The sequence below is a fragment of the Novispirillum itersonii genome, assembly GCF_014205675.1.
Classification (GTDB): Bacteria; Pseudomonadota; Alphaproteobacteria; order Rhodospirillales; family Rhodospirillaceae; genus Novispirillum; species Novispirillum itersonii_A.
Map to the genome: position 1 here is coordinate 16,495 of NZ_JACIIX010000010.1, position 17,501 is coordinate 33,995.

Sequence of the window (17,501 nt, forward strand, 5' to 3'; positions counted from 1 at the left end):
ATGACGTTTCATCAGACTTTAACATGACTTCATACAGGCACTGACCTAAGCCCGGATCTCTCTGTATGACAGTTTCGGGACACCCGCCACCGTGTCAGCTTTTCAGCTTAAACCGCACCGGGCACGGGGCCTGCTCCGTTGGCTGTTCCCGACCCTGACCGACCGCTTTCTGGTCCGCCATCCGCAGCGGGAGATCGCCGGGGCGCTGTCGTGCCTGATCGCCTCCGTACCGCAGACCATGGCCTACGGGGCGATTGCCACGGCGGCGCTGGGGCCGCAGTGGACCGGTTTTGGGATTGTCGCGGCGCTGCTGTCGTCGGTGGTTCACGGTTTTCTGGCGGTGGGGCTGGGCAGCAATCCGTCCACCGTCAGCGGGCCACGGGCGGCAACCGCACTGGTCTATGGGACCATGCTGGCACAGCTGGCGGCCCTGCCGGGGCTGTCGGGGGCCGATCCGCTGCTGGTTCTCGCGCTGGCGCAGCTGGCTGTGACCGGGTCCGGCCTGATACAGGTGCTGTTTGCCCTGCTGCGCGTCGGGCGGCTGGTCAGTTTTATTCCCTATCCGGTGGTGGCCGGGTTTTTCAATGGGTCGGCCCTGCTGATTCTGTTCAGCCAGATTGCGCCCCTGACCGGTGTTCCGGCGGCGGTGCTGGCGGCCGGTCCGCTGGCGGTCTGGCAGGCGCTGCACCCGGGGCCGCTGCTGCTGGGACTGGCTGCCGCCGGACTCATGATGGTGGCCGGGCGCTGGCTGCGGCGGGTTCCCCCGTCTCTGGTCGGGCTGGTGGCCGGGGCGGGGGTTTATCATCTTCTGACCGTGCTGATGCCGGGGCTTGGGCTGGGCGGCACCATCGGCCCGCTGCCGGACGGCGGATTGCCGCAGACTGCCGCCCTGTCAGCGGTGCTGGCGGCGCTGCCCGGCTGGAGCGGCGGCCTGCTGGCGGTGCTGATCCCGGCGGCGCTGTCGATGGCGGCCCTCAACAGCCTTGATGCACTGCTGGCGTCGGCGGCGCTGGATGCCCTGACCGGCCGACGGTCCTCCGGGGACCGGGAACTGCTGGCGCAGGGGATCGGGAACATGGCGGTCGGGCTGCTGTGGATGCTGCCGTCTTCCGGCTCAGTGGCCCGGGCCGGGGCTCTGGTCGGCGGCGGCAGCCGGTCTGCCCTTGGCCCCCTGCTGGTGGCCGGGGGAACGCTGATGCTGGTGACCGTGGCCGGGGGGCTGGTGGCGGGCCTGCCACGGGCGGTGATGGCCGGGTTGCTGGTGGTGGTGGCCCTCGGCCTGTTCGACCGCTGGACGCTGGGTCTGCTGCGGCAGGGGCCGGGGCGCTGGCCGCGCGGGGATCTGGCGGCGGTGCTGGTGGTGGTGGTGGCGACGCTGACCTTTTCGCTGGTGGTGGCGGTGGCGACCGGTGTTCTGCTGACGCTGCTGCTGTTTGTGGTGCGGATGGCACACAGCCCGGTCCGCCGTTGCTATCGCGCGACGGTGCTGACGGCCCGCATCAGTGGCAACCCGCAGCGGGCGGCGCTGATTGAGCAGCACGGCCACCGCATTGCGGTGATTGAGCTGGAGGGGGCGCTGTTCTTCGGCTCCGTCGCCGCGCTGGAGGCCTGCCTCGACAGCCTGATGGCCGAGGGCGTGCAGTATGTGGTGATCGATCTGCGCCGGGCCAAGGATGCCGATGCCACCGGGGCGCGGGCGGTGGAACGCTGGAGCGCCCGGCTGCGGCGGCGGGGCGGTGCCCTGTTTCTGGCCTATGTGGAGCGCGAACGCCGGATCACCCCCGGCCTGCCCGTTGGCCCGGAACGGCGGCGGGAGGAGGCAGACCGTCGTCTGTGGCGGATTTTCGACCGTCTCGGCACGGTCGCGGCCTTGGGGGAAGACTGTTTCCAGCCGGATGTGGACCGGGCGGTGGCCTGCTGCGAAGCCGCCCTGACGGCACAGCCGGGGATGGTGGCGACGGCAGGGCGGCGTGGGGTTCCGGCGGTGCTGCGGGGACTGGATCTGCATCAGCTGAAGACCCTGCGGGCGGTGATGACCCGCCATGTTCTGCCCTCCGGTCATGCCGTGTTCCGGCAGGGCGATCCGCCGGACAGTGTCTATTTCGTCGCTGCCGGACAGGTTGATGTGGTGATTGATCTGGCGGGCACCGACCGCAAGCTGCGGGTCCAGAGCCTGACGCGGGGCAGTATCTTCGGGGAAATGGCGGTGCTGGACCCGCATCCGCGCTCGGCCAGTGTCGAGGTTGCGGCCCCTGCCGTGGTCTACCGGCTGGCGGCGGCGGATTTCCGGGCCCTGAAGCAGACCTCTCCGGATCTGGCGTTCCGGTTGCTGGAAAATATCGCCCTGATTTTTGCCGGACGCCTGCGGGCGACCAATCTGCTGCTGGCGGAACTGGAACGGTGATCCCGGCGGGGCGGGCGGGGGACAGGCCCCACCCGCCCCGCCGGGATGCCGGTTTTATTCCGCCGCCGCCCTGACCGGGGCGGACAGGGCATCCAGCGCGGTGGAGAGGTCGGCGAGGATGTCGGCCGGGGTTTCCAGCCCGACCGACAGGCGGATCAGCCCTTCGGAGATGCCATAGGCGGCGCGTTCCTCCGGGGTGTAGCTGGAATGGGTCATGCTGGCCGGGTGCTGGATCAGGGTTTCGGCATCGCCAAGGCTGACGGCACAGACGATCATCGACAGGCTGTCCATCAGGCGGATCCCGGCGTCATAGCCGCCGGTCAGTTCGAAGGCGATCATCCCGCCCGGCAACTTCATCTGCGCCTTGGCCAGATCGTGCTGCGGATGGCTGGACAGGCCGGGGTAGTAGACCCGCGCCACCGCCGGATGGGCTTCCAGCATGTCGGCGACGGTCTGGGCGGAGGAACAATGACGGTCCATCCGCAGTTCCAGCGTCTTCAGGCCGCGCATGATCAGGCTGGCGTCCATTGCCGACAGCACGGCACCGGTCATGTCCTTCAGGCCGAAGAAGCGGATCGAGGTGATCATCTCCGCCCGGCCGATCACCGCCCCGGCGGTCAGGTCGCCGTGGCCGCCCAGATACTTGGTGGCGGAATGCACCACCAGATCGGCACCGAGGCTGATCGGCTGCTGGAGGTAGGGCGAGCAGTAGGTGTTGTCCACCACCACCACCGCGTTCTGTTCGTGGGCGATGGCGGAGACGGTGCGGATGTCCACCACCCGCATGTTGGGGTTGGCCGGGGTTTCAAAATAGACCACGGCGGTTTTTTCGGTCATGGCGGCGCGCAGGGCGGCGGCATCGGTCAGGTCAACATGGCTGACCGTCACGCCGAAGCGGGCCAGACCATGGCGCATGAAGGCGAAGGTGCAGCCGTACAGGGTTTTATCGACGATGATTTCGTCCCCCGGCTTGACCAGCGTCCACAGGGTGGAGGTGATCGCCCCCATGCCGGAGCCGGTGACCATCGCCGCCTCGCCGCCTTCCAGTTCGGCCAGACGGGCTTCCAGCAGGCGCAGGGTCGGGTTGCCGAGGCGGGTGTAGATATAGCCCGGATCTTCCCCGGCGAAGCGGCGGCCACCGGTGGCGGCATCGGGGAAGGCGAAGGTGGAGGTCATGTAGACCGGCGGCACCAGCGCGCCGTTGTGATCCTGCGGATCATAGGCATGGTGGATGGCGCGGGTGGCGAAACCGGGGGTCTTCTGGGCGGTATCGCTGGTCTTCGACATGAAACATCTCCCGTGTTTGGCCCGTGGCGGGCCTTTCTGTTGTGGGGATGTCATCGCAGGAACCGTGCCAGTGGGGAAAATCAGCGGTTTATGAGGGGTGTGTAAGAAATTTCTTACGGTTTGCGTCTCTTGTCAGGCGGCGGATGTAAAGATAATCTTCCAGTGTAAGAAAAATCTGACACCGGAGGGTCGATGCTGCTGGATATTCACGCCGATAACCGGGTCGGCATCACCGGCGAGATTCTGACGGTGATCGCCGGGGCCGGGCACGATGTGCGGCGGCTGGAGGTGGTGACCCACCATGTTTACGCCGAGCTGCCGGGCCTGCGCCCGCCGGGACTGGATGGTCTGCGCGCCGCCCTGCTGGCGGTGCCCGGTCTGTGGGCGGTGACCCCGGTGGAGGCCCTGCCCGGCGACCGTCGCCAGCAGGCGCTGGAACTGCTGGCCGACAGTTACCCCGATGCTTTGGTGGTGGCGGAGCCCGGCGGCGGTCTTGCCGCAGCCAACCGGGCAGCACAGGCGATTCTGGACGGGGCGGCGGTGTTGCCTGATCCGGTGCGGGCCATGCTCGACCGGGGCCAGCCGCAGGCCCAGCCGGTGACCCTGAACGGGCAGGCGTGGATGGTGGAGGTGATCCCCTCCCCCGCTGTGGCCGGGCCGGACGGGGGAACCGGCGGTGGAATTGTGGTGTTCCGGCATCCGCAGCGGCTGGGGCAGGCGCTGGCCCGGGTCGGCCCGGGGGAACAGGGGTCGCTGGATGCGATTCTGGGCACCTGTCCGGCGATTCTGGCGGTCAAGGACCGGGTCCGGCGCTTTGCCGATGTTGATGCTCCGGTGCTGATCGGCGGGGAAACCGGGGTCGGCAAGGAACTGGTGGCCCGGGCGATCCATGGCGCGGGCCGCCGTCATGACGCCCCGTTTCTGGCCCTGAACTGCGCCGCCCTGCCGGAAACACTGGTGGAGAGCGAGCTGTTCGGCTACGCCCCCGGAGCCTTCAGCGGCGCGGCGCGGGATGGCAAGCTGGGGTTGCTGGAACTGGCCGACGGCGGCACGGTGTTCCTGGATGAGATCGGCGAGATGTCGCCCTACGTGCAGAGCAAGCTGCTGCGCTTTCTGGCCGATGGCACCTTCCGCCGGGTGGGGGGAAAGCAGGAGCGGCGGGTCAGCGTGCGGATTGTCAGCGCCACCCACCGCGATCTGGCGGCGGCCTGTGCCGACAAGACCTTCCGCGAGGATCTGCTGTACCGTCTGTCGGTGTTGCAGGTTGATGTGCCGCCGCTGCGCCGCCGGGGAGAGGACATTCCGGTGCTGATCGACAGTTTTCTCGACAGCACCGCCGCCCGCCTTGGCCGCCCGGTGCCGCGCCTGACCGATGCGGCCCGGCAGGCCCTGTGCCGCTATGACTGGCCGGGCAATGTGCGGCAGTTGCAGAACGTGCTGTTCCGGGCCCTGACCCTGACCGATGCCCCGCTGCTGGAGGCGGCGGCCTTTGATCTGGGGGACGCGCCGGTTCTCCCTCCCCCTCCCCTTCCGCCGCTGGCCGGAGAAGGACCGGCCCCGGAAACGCCGCGAGAGGACCCGGCAGCCGATCCGGCGGACTGGGACAGTGCGCAGGCGGCGTTTGAGCGGGATCTGCTGGCCCGGCTGTGGCCCCGCTATCCGTCCACCCGGCGGCTGGCGGAGCGGCTGAAGGTGTCGCACACCACCATCGCCCAGAAGCTGCGGGCCTACGGCCTGCGTTGAGGTTCGGGGTTTGCGATGTCGCATATCCCGGATTGATCCGGTTTCGGTCACAGCCTGCTCAGGGATCAACCCATTCATAGGTTTCCTCCGGGCCGTGGCAGCCTTTGCAGCCGCCGCTGCCGCAGGCTTTTCCGGCGGCGTCGGATCCGCCACCGATCCGGCGGACCCTGCCCTTGCCGACCCAGATCTGCAAGGCATCCCGCACCGCATCGGTGCTGCTGCCGACATGCAGGGCCAGTTCACTCAGGGTGGCCTGCCGCCGTTGTTGCAGGCAGGTTTTCAGGGCAATCAGACTCATGATGCCGCCCTCAGGCCCCGGTTGGAGATCTGCCGCAGCAGGGTGACCCCCAGCAGCAGGATGGCACAGCCCCCGGCGATCCACAGGGCGGAAGGCCCCGGATGGTTCAGCCAGGTGGCCCCCTGATAGATCATCACCGCCATCACATAGGCCACCGAGGTGGTCCAGCCCGCCGCGAAGGCGGCCCACCGCCCCCCGGCTTCCTGCCGGATCGCCCCCAGCGTGGCAACGCAGGGGGTGTACAGCAGGATCAGCACCATATAGGCCAAGGCTCCGGCCCCGCCGTCAAAATAGGCGGTCATCGCCCCGAAGGCACTGGCGTTGACGCCAAGGGCCGCCGTGGTTTCCGTGCTGTCCTGCGACAGGGTGCCGAGCTTCAGCGGATCCAGCACCGCCTGCCCCAGCGCCGCCAGATTGGCGGGGACGGTGGCGACAGCTTTTTGCAGGGCGTCCGCCAGCACGAAGGGAGTGCCCTCCTCTGCCGTATCGGCGCTGCCGTACAGGCTGTTCAAGGTGCCGATCACCGCTTCCTTGGCGAAAATGCCGGTCACAAGGCCGACAGTGGCGGGCCAGTTGTCCTCCCGCAGACCCATCGGGGCCAGAACCGGGCTGACGGCGGAACTGACCGCCGCCAGAATCGACTCCCGCCCGGCGTCCTTGCGGAACTCCCCGGCGGGGGTGAAGGAGGACAGAAGGCTCAAGGCCAGCACCATCGGCACAATCACCTGACCGGCCCGGAGCAGGAAGTCCCGCAGCCGTTGCCACGCATGCCAGACAATGCCGTGCAGGGTCGGGATGTGATAGGGCGGCAGTTCCATCACAAACGGGGCGGCTTCGCCGCGCAGCAGGGTGGTTTTCAGGATCAGGCCGGTGATGACCGCCACGGCGATGCCCAGCAGATACAGGCCGAACACCACATTCTGGCCTCCGCTGGGGAAGAAGGCGGCGGCAAACAGCGCAAACACCGGCAGACGGGCCCCGCAGGCCATGAACGGGGCCATCATCGCCGTCATCACCCGGTCGCGGTGGCTGTCCAGCGTGCGGGCGGCCATCACCGCCGGAACATTGCAGCCAAAACCGACGATCAGGGGCACAAAGGCTTTGCCCGGCAGGCCGATGCCGCGCATGGCGCGGTCCATCACAAAGGCGGCCCGGGCCATGTAGCCGGAATCCTCCAGCGCCGACAGCACCAGAAACAGGCTGCCGATCACCGGGGCAAAGGTGGCGACGGTCTGGATGCCGCTGCCGAGACCGGTCACCGTCACCATCAGCCAGCCGGGGGCTCCGGCGGCGGTCAGAAGCTGCTCCGGCCAGTCCACCAGCAGGGCACCGACCCCCTGATCGAACAGGTCGATGAAGGCACCGCCGACGCTGATGGTCAGCACGAACATCAGGTACATGATGCCGAGAAACAGCGGCACCCCGAGAAACCGGTTGAGGGCAATCGCATCCAGCCGCCGGGTCAGGGCCGGGGAAATCTCGTGCAGGCGGCGGCAGGCGGTGGCGGTGATCCGCCCGATCAGCTGATAGCGGGCATCGGCGATCAGGATGTCGGCATCCTCGCCGCCCTCGCGTTCCAGTGTCTGCCGCACGGCCTCCACCTGCTCCCGCAGGCCGGGGGTGGCGGTGAAGACGGCGGCGGCAAAATCGGAGTCCGGGGTCGCTTCCAGCAGCCGCACTGCCAGCCAGCGCGGATCATGACGGGTCTGTCCGCCGAGGGCCGGACGCAGGGCGGCAATTGCCCGTTCCACCGCCTCGGGATAGGGCACCGGAGCCGGGGCAGAGACACCCCCGGCGCAGGCTTTCTTCAGGGCGTCCAGCCCCCGGCGGCGGCTGGCCACCAGCGGCACCACCGGGCAGCCGAGGGCGGCGGACAGGGCGGCAAGGTCAATCTCCACCCCGGCCTTTTCGGCCAGATCCATCATGTTGACCGCCACCACCAGCGGCACCCGCCGTTCCATCATCTGCACGGTCAGGTACAGCGAGCGTTCCAGCGTCGAGGCATCAATCACGTTGATCACCACCCCGGTCTCGCCGGAGGTCAGGTAATCGCGGCTGACCCGTTCATCCTGCGGGCCGTGATCGCCGCTGATCATGTACAGACCGGGCAGATCGACCACCTCGACCGTGCTGCCCTGCCATGGATAGGTGCCGCGCTTCTGCTCCACCGTCACCCCCGGCCAGTTGCCGACCTGCTGCCGGGATCCGGTCAAGGCGTTGAACAGGGTGGTTTTGCCGCAGTTGGGGTTGCCCGCCAGCACGACTTTGCCCGCCAGCGCGACTTTGCAATTCATAATGGATGCGGCGGTCATCACAGCGTCTCGATGCGAAGGATTGCCGCTTCGTCCCGGCGCAGGGTCAGGGTGTAACCGCGCAGCCGCACCTCCACCGGATCGCCGAGCGGGGCAACCCGGGTCAGGGTAAAGGCGGTGCCGGGGATCAGGCCAAAGGCAAGCAGGCGCTGGCGGTAGGCCGCGCTGCCACCGTCAAGGCCGGTGATCCGGGCCGACTGGCCGGGTTGAAGCTGCGACAGCGGGCGCGGTGAAAGCGGGGGCTGGGACATCGGACGGGCTCCGGCAAGAAGGCGATACTGATTTGCATTCTTACCTTTGGAGGGCCGTTCCGACTTGTCGCAGGGTAAATGCCGGGGTCTGCCGCTGTCAGGCTGGCATGGAAACCGTCGGGGTCAGCCCAAGGGAAAACATCCCCGCATGCAGGGCCAGCCGGAGGACAAACAGCAGAAACCCGTAATAAAGCGGATAAAAGGCCGGATGCAGGAAGCCGGGGGTGATCACCGCAAACAGCCGGTAAAACGGATCCGTGATCCGCACAAACGCGTTCATGATGTAGTTGCCGGACGGATCAGGAACCATGAACTGCAATAGAAACCGTCCGGCCATGGTCCACATGACGGCAGCCAGAAGGTAACTGGGAATCAGGTAGTACCAGTACTCCAGAAGCATCGGCATCCTCCGGGCGGAAAGGACCGGGGGAAGACTCCCCCGGTCTGACAGGTCAGACGGAGACCGGTGCGGGCCGTGCGGTCAGGCCCGTCCCGCGTCCGGTCTCCGGGGGATCAGTGTCCCCCGGCCAGCGCGTTCTTTTCGCGGTCGATGAACGTTTCTCCGCGCGGGACGCGGATATCGTCGATAAGCTGTTGCATTTCCTGACTCGGGGCCTTGGTCAGCAGGCTGACCACCACGGTGGTGATGAAGGCGACGGGGATGCCGAACACCCCGGCGGAGATGTTCTTCACCCCAAACCATTCCGGCATACCGCCGTAGCGGGTGCCGATCAGGTAATACATGCAGACCCCGAAGCCGGCAATCATCCCGGCCACCGCGCCGGGGGTGTTGCAGCGTTTCCACCACACGCCCAGCACCAGGGCGCAGAACAGCCCCGATGCGGCGATGGAGAACGCCCACGCCACCATGGAAAGAATGTCCGATGGTTTGGTCGAGGCGGTGTAGGCCGCCAGAATCGCCACCACCACCAGCAGCACGCGGGAAATCATCAGGCGTCTGGCCGTATCGGCATGCGGGTTGATCATGCGGTAATAGACGTCGTGCGACAGGGCGTTGGAAATCGCCAGCAGCAGACCGTCGGCGGTGGACAGGGCGGCGGCAAGGCCCCCGGCGGCGACCAGACCGGCGATGACATACGGCAGACCGGCAATTTCCGGAGTCGCCAGCACGATGGCGTCGTTGTTCAGTTTCAGGTCGGCAAAGTGCAGCAGGCCGTCTTTGCCGATGTCGGTGATGGTGACCAGACCGACATTTTTCCAGATGGCGACCCACGCCGGGAGATCGGTGATCGGCTTGCCGAGCAGGTTGGCATAAACCTCGTACTTGGCAAACGCGGCATAAGCCGGGGCAGTGAAGTACAGCAGGAAGATGAACAGCAGTGACCAGCCGACCGAAACCCGGGCCTCACGCACCGACGGGGTGGTGAAGAAGCGCATCAGCACATGCGGCAGCGATGCGGTGCCCAGCATCAGGCAGAAGATCAGACCGAAGAAGTTGACCGGATCCATACGGGTAAAGGGCGCGGTGTGGAACAGGTTCTGTTCCCGCACGGTGGCGAGGAACTCGCTGGTCTGCTCCAGTCTGGCGATTTCCTGTAGGACCTGGCCGTACATGATCTGCGGAATCGGCACGCCGGTGACCTTGGCCGACAGGATCACAACCGGGGTCAGGTAGGCAATGATCAGGATGATGTACTGGGCCACCTGGGTCCAGGTTACCGCCCGCATGCCGCCCAGCATCGAGCAGACAAGAATCCCGACCAGCCCGGCGAACACCGCCACCTCGAACGACAGGCCGAGGAAGCGGCTGGTGATGATGCCGGTGGCGTAGATCTGCGCCGTCACATAGGTGAAGGAACAGGACAGCAGCACGATAATGCCGACGGCGCGGGCGAAGTTGCCGCCGTAGCGGGTGCCGAGGAAGTCCGGCACCGTATAGGCCCCGAACTTGCGCAGATACGGGGCCATCAGCACCGCCACCAGCACGAAGCCGCCGGTCCACCCCAGCGCATAGGCCAAGCCGTCATAGCCGGAGGCATAGAAGGTGCCGGCCATGCCGACAAAGGAGGCACCGGACATCCAGTCGGAGCCGGTGGCCATGCCGTTGTAAACGGCGGGTACCGACCGTCCGGCCACATAATATTCCGACACCTGCGTGGTGCGGGACAGGATACCGATCAGGGCATAAATGCCGATCGTCATGAAAACGAACAGATAGCCGATGATCTTGTTGGGGACGCCAAGCTGTTCAAGGATGGCGAGAAAAATCACGAATCCGATAAAGGTGCCGGTATAGATACCGTACACTTTACCGAGATTGTCGAGGAAACCACCTTTCATTGCTGTATCCCCCTTCAGTCTTCGCTGACGCCGCACTCTTCATCAATCTCGTTCTGGCGTTTGGCAAACCAGAAGCACAGAATGACGAAGGCGAGCAAACTGCCCTGGGCGGCCATGTAGAAGCCGAGCGGGAAGCCGATAAAGGTGATAGCATTCAGATCTTTGACGAAGAAATGAATCCCGAAGGAGAAGACAAACCAGACTGCCAGACTGATCCACATCAGCGATTTTGATTTCGCCCAATGTGCCCGTGCCTGTTCCGGTGAAATCGTGGACATGGAAAACCTCCCAGATTTCCTGTTTCGGAATACTGTCGGATCTGTGCAGACAGAGATGCGGGCGCACAAGGGCGGCCGGGGATCCGGTCTGACAGGGGACATGTTCTTCTGACCGCACCGGCGGAGGGGAACGGAACGCGGACCGTCCGGGCCTTTTCGTTGCGAGGCCTTTGACGGGCCCGTCGGCCTGCTGCCCGCCGGGGTACCCGATCCTTTCTTGGGTCCGTCAGCCCGGTGTCAGGCTGCGGACATTTTGATGGACTGGCACCCCTTGTGTACGGGAATGTGCAGTCCATAGTGTTATCGTATTACAGTGGCATTATTTTATCAGCAATCAAGTTTTGTCGCGAAAAGAAAAAATCAGGATATGGATCCGTGTATGTGAAAATGATAGCGTTATCCCATACTATAAATGTGCTGTTTTTGCGTCAGCGAGAGATATTTTGCACAACAGCATTTAGGCTATTTCTTCCTGCGGAATAAAATCAGGAAATATAGGGGTATAAACAGAAGGGGCTTCAGATGGGGCCGCCTGTAGACCGGGGAGGAACCATGAAAGGTCTGACAGAGATGATCGGCCGCCTGATCGGTCTGGGACCGGTCAGTGGCTGGCGCCGGAAGACGGTGACCACCCGGGAGGAGCTGATCCGTTTTCTGGCGGCGGAGGCGGCTTTTACGGTGCAGAAGACCGCCTATGGCTATTGCCGGGCCCGGGTTGGCCGCCAGCAGGATAAGCTGGTGTCGGAGCCGGAATTCATCGCCCGGATGGAGCCGTGCCGCTGGCAGACGGCGGCGGCGGTGTTGGCTGATATGCTGCTGTGGTGGCTGGCCGGGCTTCCGGCCGGGGCCGACCGTCTGCGGCGGCAGGTGCCGGAGCTGTATGCCGACGCCCTGACGGCGTTGGGATCCCCGCCGCAGGCGGTGGGGCCGGAGTTCCATCCGGCCGCCTGCTCCGCCTTTGCCCGGCGTCTTGATCAGCCCCTGCCCGACCGGGCTGACATCAAGGCGGCCTTTGATCCGGGGTTCCGGGTCCTGTTGGACACCCTGCCCTTCAACCGTGATCTGGTGGACTGGGATGCGGCACAGATCCGCCATACGTTCCGGCTTTGGGTGGTGCATCATTGTGACCGGCAGGGCCGGATGCTGATGGCGGACAGTCTGATGACTGCCCTGCTGGCAGGGGATGGGGCGGAGGAAGGGGTGCGGCATGGTTCCGGAGTCGCTGCGCGGGCTTGACAGTTTTCCCTACCGCCACCGGGTGCGGGAGGTGATGCGGACCCCGGCGGTGACGGTCGGGCCGGACTGTGATCTGGCAACGGCGGCGGCGGTGATGCTGGAGCAGAATGTCAGTGCCCTGTTCACCATTGATGCCGCCGGTCAGGCCTGTGGAATCATTACCGAGAAAGATGTGCTGCGGGCCCTGACCCGGCTGCGGGACGGGGCGGCGGTGGCTCCGCTGGCCGGGTTCCTGTCATCCCCGGTGGCCTTTGTGCGTGAAAATGCGTTTGTCTACATGGCTCTGGGGCGGATGGACCGTCTGAACATCCGGCATCTGGCGGTGATTGACGGCCATGAACGGGTGATCGGGCTGGTGACGGCGCGGGATCTGCTGCGGCTGCGGGCGGCGGAAAGCCTGCGCATCGGCGATGCGGTCCGGGCTGCCACGGATGCCACCGGTCTGGCGGAGGCGCGGACCCAGTTACCGCAGTTGGTGGAGTCGCTGCTGGCCGAGGGGCTGACGGCGGTGCAGGTGGCGGCGGTGGTGTCGGCAGTTTACGCCGATATGACCCGTCGGGCGGCCCAGTTGACCGAGTCGGCCCTTCAGGCCGATCCGGCCTTCGGTCCGGCTCCGGCCCGCTGGACCGTGCTGATTCTGGGCTCGGGCGGACGGGGGGAAAGTCTGCTGGCCCCGGATCAGGACAACGCGATCCTGCACGCTGGGACGGAGGCGGACGATCCTTGGTTTGCCGAGGCCGGAATCCGGCTGAGTGCCCTGCTGGATGCCGCCGGGATTCCGTTCTGCAAAGGTGGGGTGATGGCCTCGCGGCCGGAATGGCGGCACTCGCTGGACGGCTGGCGGCGGCAGGTCGGGCGCTGGCTGGAACATCCCGATCCCGAAAGCCTGCTGAAGGCTGATATCTTCTTTGATTTCATGCCGGTGTTCGGTGATGCCGGTCTGGCGGCGACCCTGCGGGATGAGGTGACGGAGCGCAGCCGCGGTGCCCTGTCCTTCCTGCACGGGATGGCGGCGCATCTGGATGGCATCTCTCCGCCGGTCGGCCTGTTCGGACGCCTGAAAACCCAGCAGGGCCGGGTTGACCTGAAGCGGCACGGCCTGTTTCCGCTGGTGGCCGGGGCGCGGATCATGGCCCTGCATCAGGGGATTGCCGCCACCGCGACGGCGGACCGTCTGTTGGCGCTGTTACAACGCCAGATCCTGCCGGAGGCGGACCTGAAACCGTTGCTGGCGGCGCAGGATTGTCTGATCCGGGTCATTCTGCGTCAGCAGGGGGATGACCTGCGGGCCGGGACCGTTCCGGGGGTGCGGGTGGATCCGTCGCGGTTTGACCGGGCAGACCGGGCGGCGGTGGTGTCGGCGGTGCGGCAGTGTGCGCGGTTGCCGCAGATGCTGCGTGACAGCTTCGACCGGGTCCGGCCCCGGCCCCGGTGAGGCTGCCACCGGATGCCTGATCACAGATAAGACCACCCGGCCAATGAACGGATCCGCTTGGCCAGTTCATGCTGGGCCAGTTATGCTGGGATGGTGAGGGGCAGGCACCACTCGGGCTTGCCGGTCGGCCAGAGCGCCTTCGGCACGTCAAATCAAACGCCAGCCGGTATAAAAGGAACAGGTAAAAGAAAACAGGGGAGCCCTGCGGCCCCCCTGCCCTTCTTAATAGTACGTCAGATGGCCGTTACGCCGACCGGCGCAGGCTTTCGCCGCGACGGTCCAGCACCACTTCGGCGATCTGCACCGCGTTCAGGGCGGCGCCCTTCAGCAGCTGGTCACCGCAGACGAACAGTTCCAGACCATGGTCGCCGAACACCAGATTCTGACGGATCCGGCCGACTTCGACGTCGTACTTGCCGGAGGCATTCAGCGGCATCGGGTAAACCTTGGCGGCGGGATCATCCACCACCTTCACCCCGGGGGCATCGGCCAGCAGGGCGCGGGCGGCGTCCGGGGTCACCGGCCTGGCGAACTCGATCACCGCGCTTTCGGCATGGGCGCGGGAGGTCGGGATGCGCACGGCGGTGCAGGACAGCGCCAGATCAGGGATCCCCATGATCTTGCGGCTTTCCCAGGTGACCTTCATCTCTTCCTTGGTGTAGCCGTTGTCCTGGAACGCATCGATGTGCGGAATCAGGTTGAACGGCAGCGGATGGGCAAACACCTTATTATCGGCCTTGCCGGTGTCCAGATAGGCGCGGGCCTGATCTTCCAGCTCGCTCATCCCTTCCGCCCCGGCGCCCGAAGCCGCCTGATAGGTGGAGACGATGACCTTCTTCAGCCCGAAGGCCTTGTGCAGCGGCCACAGCGCCACAGCCAGAATGGCGGTGGTGCAGTTGGGGTTGGCGATGATACGGGCATCCCCGACGGCATCCGGATTGATTTCCGGAATCACCAGCGGCTTGTCGTCGTCATAGCGGAAGGCCGAGGAGTTATCGATGACGGTCACGCCACGGGCGGCCAGCTGTGGCGCGAATTCCTTGGCGAAGTCGCCGGAAACGGCCAGCAGGGCAATATCGCACTCCGCCACCGCGTCAACGGTGAAGGCTTCGATGGTTTTAGTGCCGTAGGGAGTCTCGGTAGTTTTGCCAGCCGAACGGGCGGAGGCAAACAGACGAAGTTCGGAGAGGGGAAACGCGCGGTCATGCAGCACGTTCACCATCTCCTTCCCGACGGCACCCGTGACGCCAACAACAGCGACGCGGGGACCGGAAGCCACGAAGTGAGACATGGTGATTCCCATAAGCTGGGGGTTAAACAAAGCTATCGTTTATAGCAACGACGCCCGGGCATTTGAACGCCGATTCTTCGCCAGTGCAAAAGTTTTTTGACAGACCCTGCTGCCCCAAAGAGGTTTTTCACGCTCCGGCAGCGCGGCGGGGAGTTACATCGCGGGGACTGAGGCCAAAGCGCTGCCCCGGAGGGTTTTTCACGCTCCGGCAGCGCGGCGGGGAGTTACATCGCGGGGACTGAGGCCAAAGCGCTGCCCCGGAGGGTTTTTTAAGCTCCGGCAGCGCGGCGGGGAGTTACATCGCGGGGACTGAGGCCAAAGCGCTGCCGGAACACCGTGGAGAAGTGCGCGGGCGTATAGCCGACCCGGTAGGCGGCGACGGAGGCATTCAGCCCGTCCTGTGCCAGCAGGCGGAAGGCCTCGGCCAGCCGCCGTTCCTGAAGGAAGCGGTGCAGGCTGACGCCCTTGACCGCCTTGAAGGCGGCGGACAGATGCGGGGCGGTGACCCCAAGGCGGCGGGCCAGATCCTCCGGGTCCGGGGCGGGGGTGAAGGATCCGTCAAGACTGTTGAGAACGGCGCAGACCAGCCGGGCCGCCTCCGGATGGTCGGTGGCGGGATCCGGTCGGGAGGATCCGCAGCGGTGCAGGGTCATCGCCGCCAGTTCCAGTCCCTTGCCCCGGCGGAACAGGTCACGGGCGCGGCCCTGCAACGGGCAGACCAGAATCTGGGCGGCCAGTGTGCGGAAACCGGGGGAAAACCGCCGCAGGCTGGCCGGGCTGTCGCCGGTTCCGGGATGGGTCCGGGCCGTGGTCAGCACCACCATCTGCAAAGGATCGGCTCCGCTGGTGCTCAGGGTCCAGCCGGGGCCGCCCTCCAGCACCAGCAGCGACTCAGGGGTGACGGGTCCGGCGGACTGCTGCCGGTGCAGGATCTGCCCGTGACCGGAGACGGCCTGAAGGCACAGGCGGCGGCCATCGGGCAGATTGATGCTGCTGTGAGGGGGGAGGGTTATCGCCCGCAGGTGCAACGGACCATCGAGAGGAAGCGACCACCCGTCGGTGTCGTCTGGCTGTTCCATGATATCACCCTTCTGCCGTCGCCGGGGCGCACAGACGGGCTTCCGCCCACGCCCGCGCGCTGTCGGCGGTGGTGTGGACGACCACCGGATAGGGCCAGCCGGGGGCGGCGGTCATCCGGGCCACCTGCTGTTCTGCCGCTGCCACGGCGGGTCCGGCGGGCAGCAGCATCACCATGCCCCGGCACAGGCGGTGCAGGCGGTCCCGTTCCTGCCGGAACCAGTGGGTAAAGGCGCGGGTCCCGGCATCGCACAGCGGGGGCGGGCCGTTTTCGGCGATCAGCACGTAGGGGCGTCCGTCCTCCAGCAGGGTGGTCAGGGTGGCGATCAGGGCGGTGCTGTCCGCCTCCGACAGCGGGGCCGGAGCGGCGGGCAGGATCACCAGCGGAAAGCGGCTGGTATCAGGAGAATAGCGGATCAGGGGGCCGGACATCGGGGTCCCTCCACAGGTGTTCCGAAGATGCGAATGAGTTTTACTCTCTGTCGGAAACTGTAGGGGGCGGGAGCCGGGGGCATCAATGGTCCCGGCTTTTGCGCCGGGCCGGATCGGTTATGCCAAAAGCCGGTGTCTTCGCCGGTGACGCTGCCGCTGTCTCAGCCGATATCGCGCCGGGGCGGCGTGCCGAACCGGCGGCGGTAGGCGGTGGTGAAATTGGACACATGGTCATAGCCGACCTGCGCCGCCACCCGGGCGATATCGCCACCGTCCCGCAGCAGGCTGCGCGCCAGTTCCAGCCGCGCCCGCCGCAGGGTCTGGAACACTGTTTCGCCGAAGGTGTCGCGGTAGCGGGCCTTCAGCACGCTGACGCTGATTCCGGCCTCGCGGGCCAGCGCCGACAGGCTGTGGTCCCGTCCCGGATCGGCCAGCAGGCAGTCATGCACCCGTTGCAGCCGGGCCTGTGGGCCGGGGGGACCGGAGGAGGCCGCCGGGACGGCAAGGCCGCCGCAGATCAGGTCAAGGGTCAGCGCCTCGCAGTGCAGGCGCTGGAACGGACTGTCGGCGGCGACCGCCCCCGCCGTGGGAAACAGGCCGTTGAGACGGTCCCACAGGGCGGCGTCGGGCCGCCATGGCCGGGCGGTCACCTGCCCGCTGCCGGAGAACTCCGGCCCGGCGGGCAGCCGGTTTTCCTCCAGCCAGTCGGGGGTGGCATAGGCAAACACGGTCTGATGCCGCACGCCCCGGGGCTGGCATCCGGTCATCACCGACGGGCGGCCAAAGGTCAGGGTCATCCCCTGCCCGGTCGGGGTGGACAGTGCCCCGGCCCCTTCGGCCCAGCCGCTGACCGGGGCGGCCAGACACAGGCCGGTCAGGAGGCCGGGGGCCATGTCGGCCTCGGCGGAAAAGTCATGGAAGTGCAGCACATCGACCAGCATCAGGGTCAGGCCGGGGCGGACCGGCAGCACCACGGTGTGGCCGCGCATCATTTCCCGGGTGTCGTCCGGCGGGGTCGGGGTGCCGGACAGGGCCAGCCCGCGATAGCGGTAGCCGCAGCGCCGGGCCAGGGCATACTGGTCACGCGGGGTGTAGGCGGTTCCGGTGGCGGGGCCACCGGGGGGCGGGGCGGAAGGCTGGGTCATGACCGGATCAG

At 66.5% G+C, this 17,501-nt stretch carries 15 protein-coding genes; 4 read left to right on the forward strand and 11 right to left on the reverse strand.

The window, feature by feature from the left end:
• Nucleotides 1-91: 91 nt before the first annotated feature.
• On the forward strand, nucleotides 92-2,404 hold the full coding sequence (locus tag FHS48_RS13105; RefSeq protein ID WP_184264026.1) for an SLC26A/SulP transporter family protein: 2,313 nt from the start codon (nucleotides 92-94) through the stop codon (nucleotides 2,402-2,404).
• Between the two features lie 54 nt (nucleotides 2,405-2,458).
• Here the strand turns inward: FHS48_RS13105 and FHS48_RS13110 are convergent, their stop codons facing one another.
• A complete protein-coding gene (locus FHS48_RS13110; RefSeq protein ID WP_184264027.1) occupies nucleotides 2,459-3,691 on the reverse strand; it encodes a methionine gamma-lyase in 1,233 nt (410 codons plus the stop codon).
• Between the two features lie 192 nt (nucleotides 3,692-3,883).
• On the opposite strand from FHS48_RS13110, the gene FHS48_RS13115 reads away from it, so the two are divergent.
• A complete protein-coding gene (locus FHS48_RS13115) occupies nucleotides 3,884-5,434 on the forward strand; it encodes a sigma 54-interacting transcriptional regulator (RefSeq protein ID WP_184264028.1) in 1,551 nt (516 codons plus the stop codon).
• 58 nt (nucleotides 5,435-5,492) lie between these two features.
• Here the strand turns inward: FHS48_RS13115 and FHS48_RS13120 are convergent, their stop codons facing one another.
• The 6 genes from FHS48_RS13120 to FHS48_RS13145 form a co-directional block, all read right to left on the reverse strand.
• Nucleotides 5,493-5,732: a FeoC-like transcriptional regulator gene (locus tag FHS48_RS13120; protein WP_184264029.1), complete on the reverse strand. Its 240-nt coding sequence runs from the start codon at nucleotides 5,730-5,732 to the stop codon at nucleotides 5,493-5,495.
• Complete coding sequence (feoB, locus tag FHS48_RS13125; protein ID WP_260402471.1) at nucleotides 5,729-8,044, reverse strand: Fe(2+) transporter permease subunit FeoB; 2,316 nt, start codon at nucleotides 8,042-8,044, stop codon at nucleotides 5,729-5,731. The genes FHS48_RS13120 and feoB overlap by 4 nt, the downstream gene beginning before the upstream one ends.
• Nucleotides 8,044-8,295: a FeoA family protein gene (locus FHS48_RS13130; RefSeq protein ID WP_184264030.1), complete on the reverse strand. Its 252-nt coding sequence runs from the start codon at nucleotides 8,293-8,295 to the stop codon at nucleotides 8,044-8,046. Before FHS48_RS13130 ends, feoB begins: the two co-directional genes overlap by 1 nt.
• Nucleotides 8,296-8,392: 97 nt before the next feature.
• A complete protein-coding gene (locus FHS48_RS13135; protein ID WP_184264031.1) occupies nucleotides 8,393-8,695 on the reverse strand; it encodes a YggT family protein in 303 nt (100 codons plus the stop codon).
• A gap of 113 nt (nucleotides 8,696-8,808) precedes the next feature.
• On the reverse strand, nucleotides 8,809-10,596 hold the full coding sequence (locus FHS48_RS13140; RefSeq protein WP_184264032.1) for a sodium:solute symporter family protein: 1,788 nt from the start codon (nucleotides 10,594-10,596) through the stop codon (nucleotides 8,809-8,811).
• Nucleotides 10,597-10,610: 14 nt separating this feature from the next.
• Nucleotides 10,611-10,874, reverse strand: coding sequence for a DUF4212 domain-containing protein (locus FHS48_RS13145; RefSeq protein WP_184264033.1), 264 nt, complete (start codon nucleotides 10,872-10,874; stop codon nucleotides 10,611-10,613).
• A gap of 552 nt (nucleotides 10,875-11,426) precedes the next feature.
• Between FHS48_RS13145 and FHS48_RS13150 the strand changes: the two genes are divergently transcribed.
• The gene (locus FHS48_RS13150) at nucleotides 11,427-12,110 is read left to right on the forward strand and encodes a hypothetical protein (RefSeq protein ID WP_184264034.1); all 684 of its coding nucleotides are present in this window, start codon (nucleotides 11,427-11,429) and stop codon (nucleotides 12,108-12,110) included.
• The gene (locus FHS48_RS13155) at nucleotides 12,082-13,545 is read left to right on the forward strand and encodes a DUF294 nucleotidyltransferase-like domain-containing protein (RefSeq protein ID WP_184264035.1); all 1,464 of its coding nucleotides are present in this window, start codon (nucleotides 12,082-12,084) and stop codon (nucleotides 13,543-13,545) included. The genes FHS48_RS13150 and FHS48_RS13155 overlap by 29 nt, the downstream gene beginning before the upstream one ends.
• A gap of 244 nt (nucleotides 13,546-13,789) precedes the next feature.
• Here the strand turns inward: FHS48_RS13155 and FHS48_RS13160 are convergent, their stop codons facing one another.
• The 4 genes from FHS48_RS13160 to FHS48_RS13175 all read right to left on the reverse strand — a co-directional run bounded on the left by FHS48_RS13160 (nucleotide 13,790) and on the right by FHS48_RS13175 (nucleotide 17,490).
• Nucleotides 13,790-14,836, reverse strand: a complete 1,047-nt coding sequence (locus FHS48_RS13160) for an aspartate-semialdehyde dehydrogenase (RefSeq protein ID WP_184264036.1) — start codon at nucleotides 14,834-14,836, stop codon at nucleotides 13,790-13,792.
• A 269-nt stretch (nucleotides 14,837-15,105) separates the two neighbouring features.
• Nucleotides 15,106-15,915 (reverse strand): helix-turn-helix transcriptional regulator, encoded by an 810-nt coding sequence (locus tag FHS48_RS13165; protein ID WP_184264037.1) that lies wholly within the window; start codon nucleotides 15,913-15,915, stop codon nucleotides 15,106-15,108.
• Between the two features lie 4 nt (nucleotides 15,916-15,919).
• A complete protein-coding gene (locus tag FHS48_RS13170) occupies nucleotides 15,920-16,345 on the reverse strand; it encodes a hypothetical protein (RefSeq protein WP_184264038.1) in 426 nt (141 codons plus the stop codon).
• Between the two features lie 161 nt (nucleotides 16,346-16,506).
• Entirely contained in the window at nucleotides 16,507-17,490 is a 984-nt protein-coding gene (locus FHS48_RS13175; protein ID WP_184264039.1) for a helix-turn-helix transcriptional regulator, read from the reverse strand.
• Between the last annotated feature and the right edge of the window lie 11 nt (nucleotides 17,491-17,501).

Excerpts from the sequence above, each read along its gene's own strand:
- feoB (WP_260402471.1), bottom strand. The coding sequence starts at position 8,044 with ATGACCGCCGCATCCATTATGAATTGCAAAGTCGCGCTGGCGGGCAAA.
- FHS48_RS13145 (WP_184264033.1), bottom strand. The coding sequence starts at position 10,874 with ATGTCCACGATTTCACCGGAACAGGCACGGGCACATTGGGCGAAATCA.
- FHS48_RS13110 (WP_184264027.1), bottom strand. The coding sequence starts at position 3,691 with ATGTCGAAGACCAGCGATACCGCCCAGAAGACCCCCGGTTTCGCCACC.
- FHS48_RS13115 (WP_184264028.1), top strand. The coding sequence starts at position 3,884 with ATGCTGCTGGATATTCACGCCGATAACCGGGTCGGCATCACCGGCGAG.
- FHS48_RS13170 (WP_184264038.1), bottom strand. The coding sequence starts at position 16,345 with ATGTCCGGCCCCCTGATCCGCTATTCTCCTGATACCAGCCGCTTTCCG.
- FHS48_RS13130 (WP_184264030.1), bottom strand. The coding sequence starts at position 8,295 with ATGTCCCAGCCCCCGCTTTCACCGCGCCCGCTGTCGCAGCTTCAACCC.
- FHS48_RS13175 (WP_184264039.1), bottom strand. The coding sequence starts at position 17,490 with ATGACCCAGCCTTCCGCCCCGCCCCCCGGTGGCCCCGCCACCGGAACC.
- FHS48_RS13165 (WP_184264037.1), bottom strand. The coding sequence starts at position 15,915 with ATGGAACAGCCAGACGACACCGACGGGTGGTCGCTTCCTCTCGATGGT.
- FHS48_RS13155 (WP_184264035.1), top strand. The coding sequence starts at position 12,082 with ATGGTTCCGGAGTCGCTGCGCGGGCTTGACAGTTTTCCCTACCGCCAC.
- FHS48_RS13150 (WP_184264034.1), top strand. The coding sequence starts at position 11,427 with ATGAAAGGTCTGACAGAGATGATCGGCCGCCTGATCGGTCTGGGACCG.
- FHS48_RS13140 (WP_184264032.1), bottom strand. The coding sequence starts at position 10,596 with ATGAAAGGTGGTTTCCTCGACAATCTCGGTAAAGTGTACGGTATCTAT.
- FHS48_RS13160 (WP_184264036.1), bottom strand. The coding sequence starts at position 14,836 with ATGTCTCACTTCGTGGCTTCCGGTCCCCGCGTCGCTGTTGTTGGCGTC.
- FHS48_RS13120 (WP_184264029.1), bottom strand. The coding sequence starts at position 5,732 with ATGAGTCTGATTGCCCTGAAAACCTGCCTGCAACAACGGCGGCAGGCC.
- FHS48_RS13135 (WP_184264031.1), bottom strand. The coding sequence starts at position 8,695 with ATGCTTCTGGAGTACTGGTACTACCTGATTCCCAGTTACCTTCTGGCT.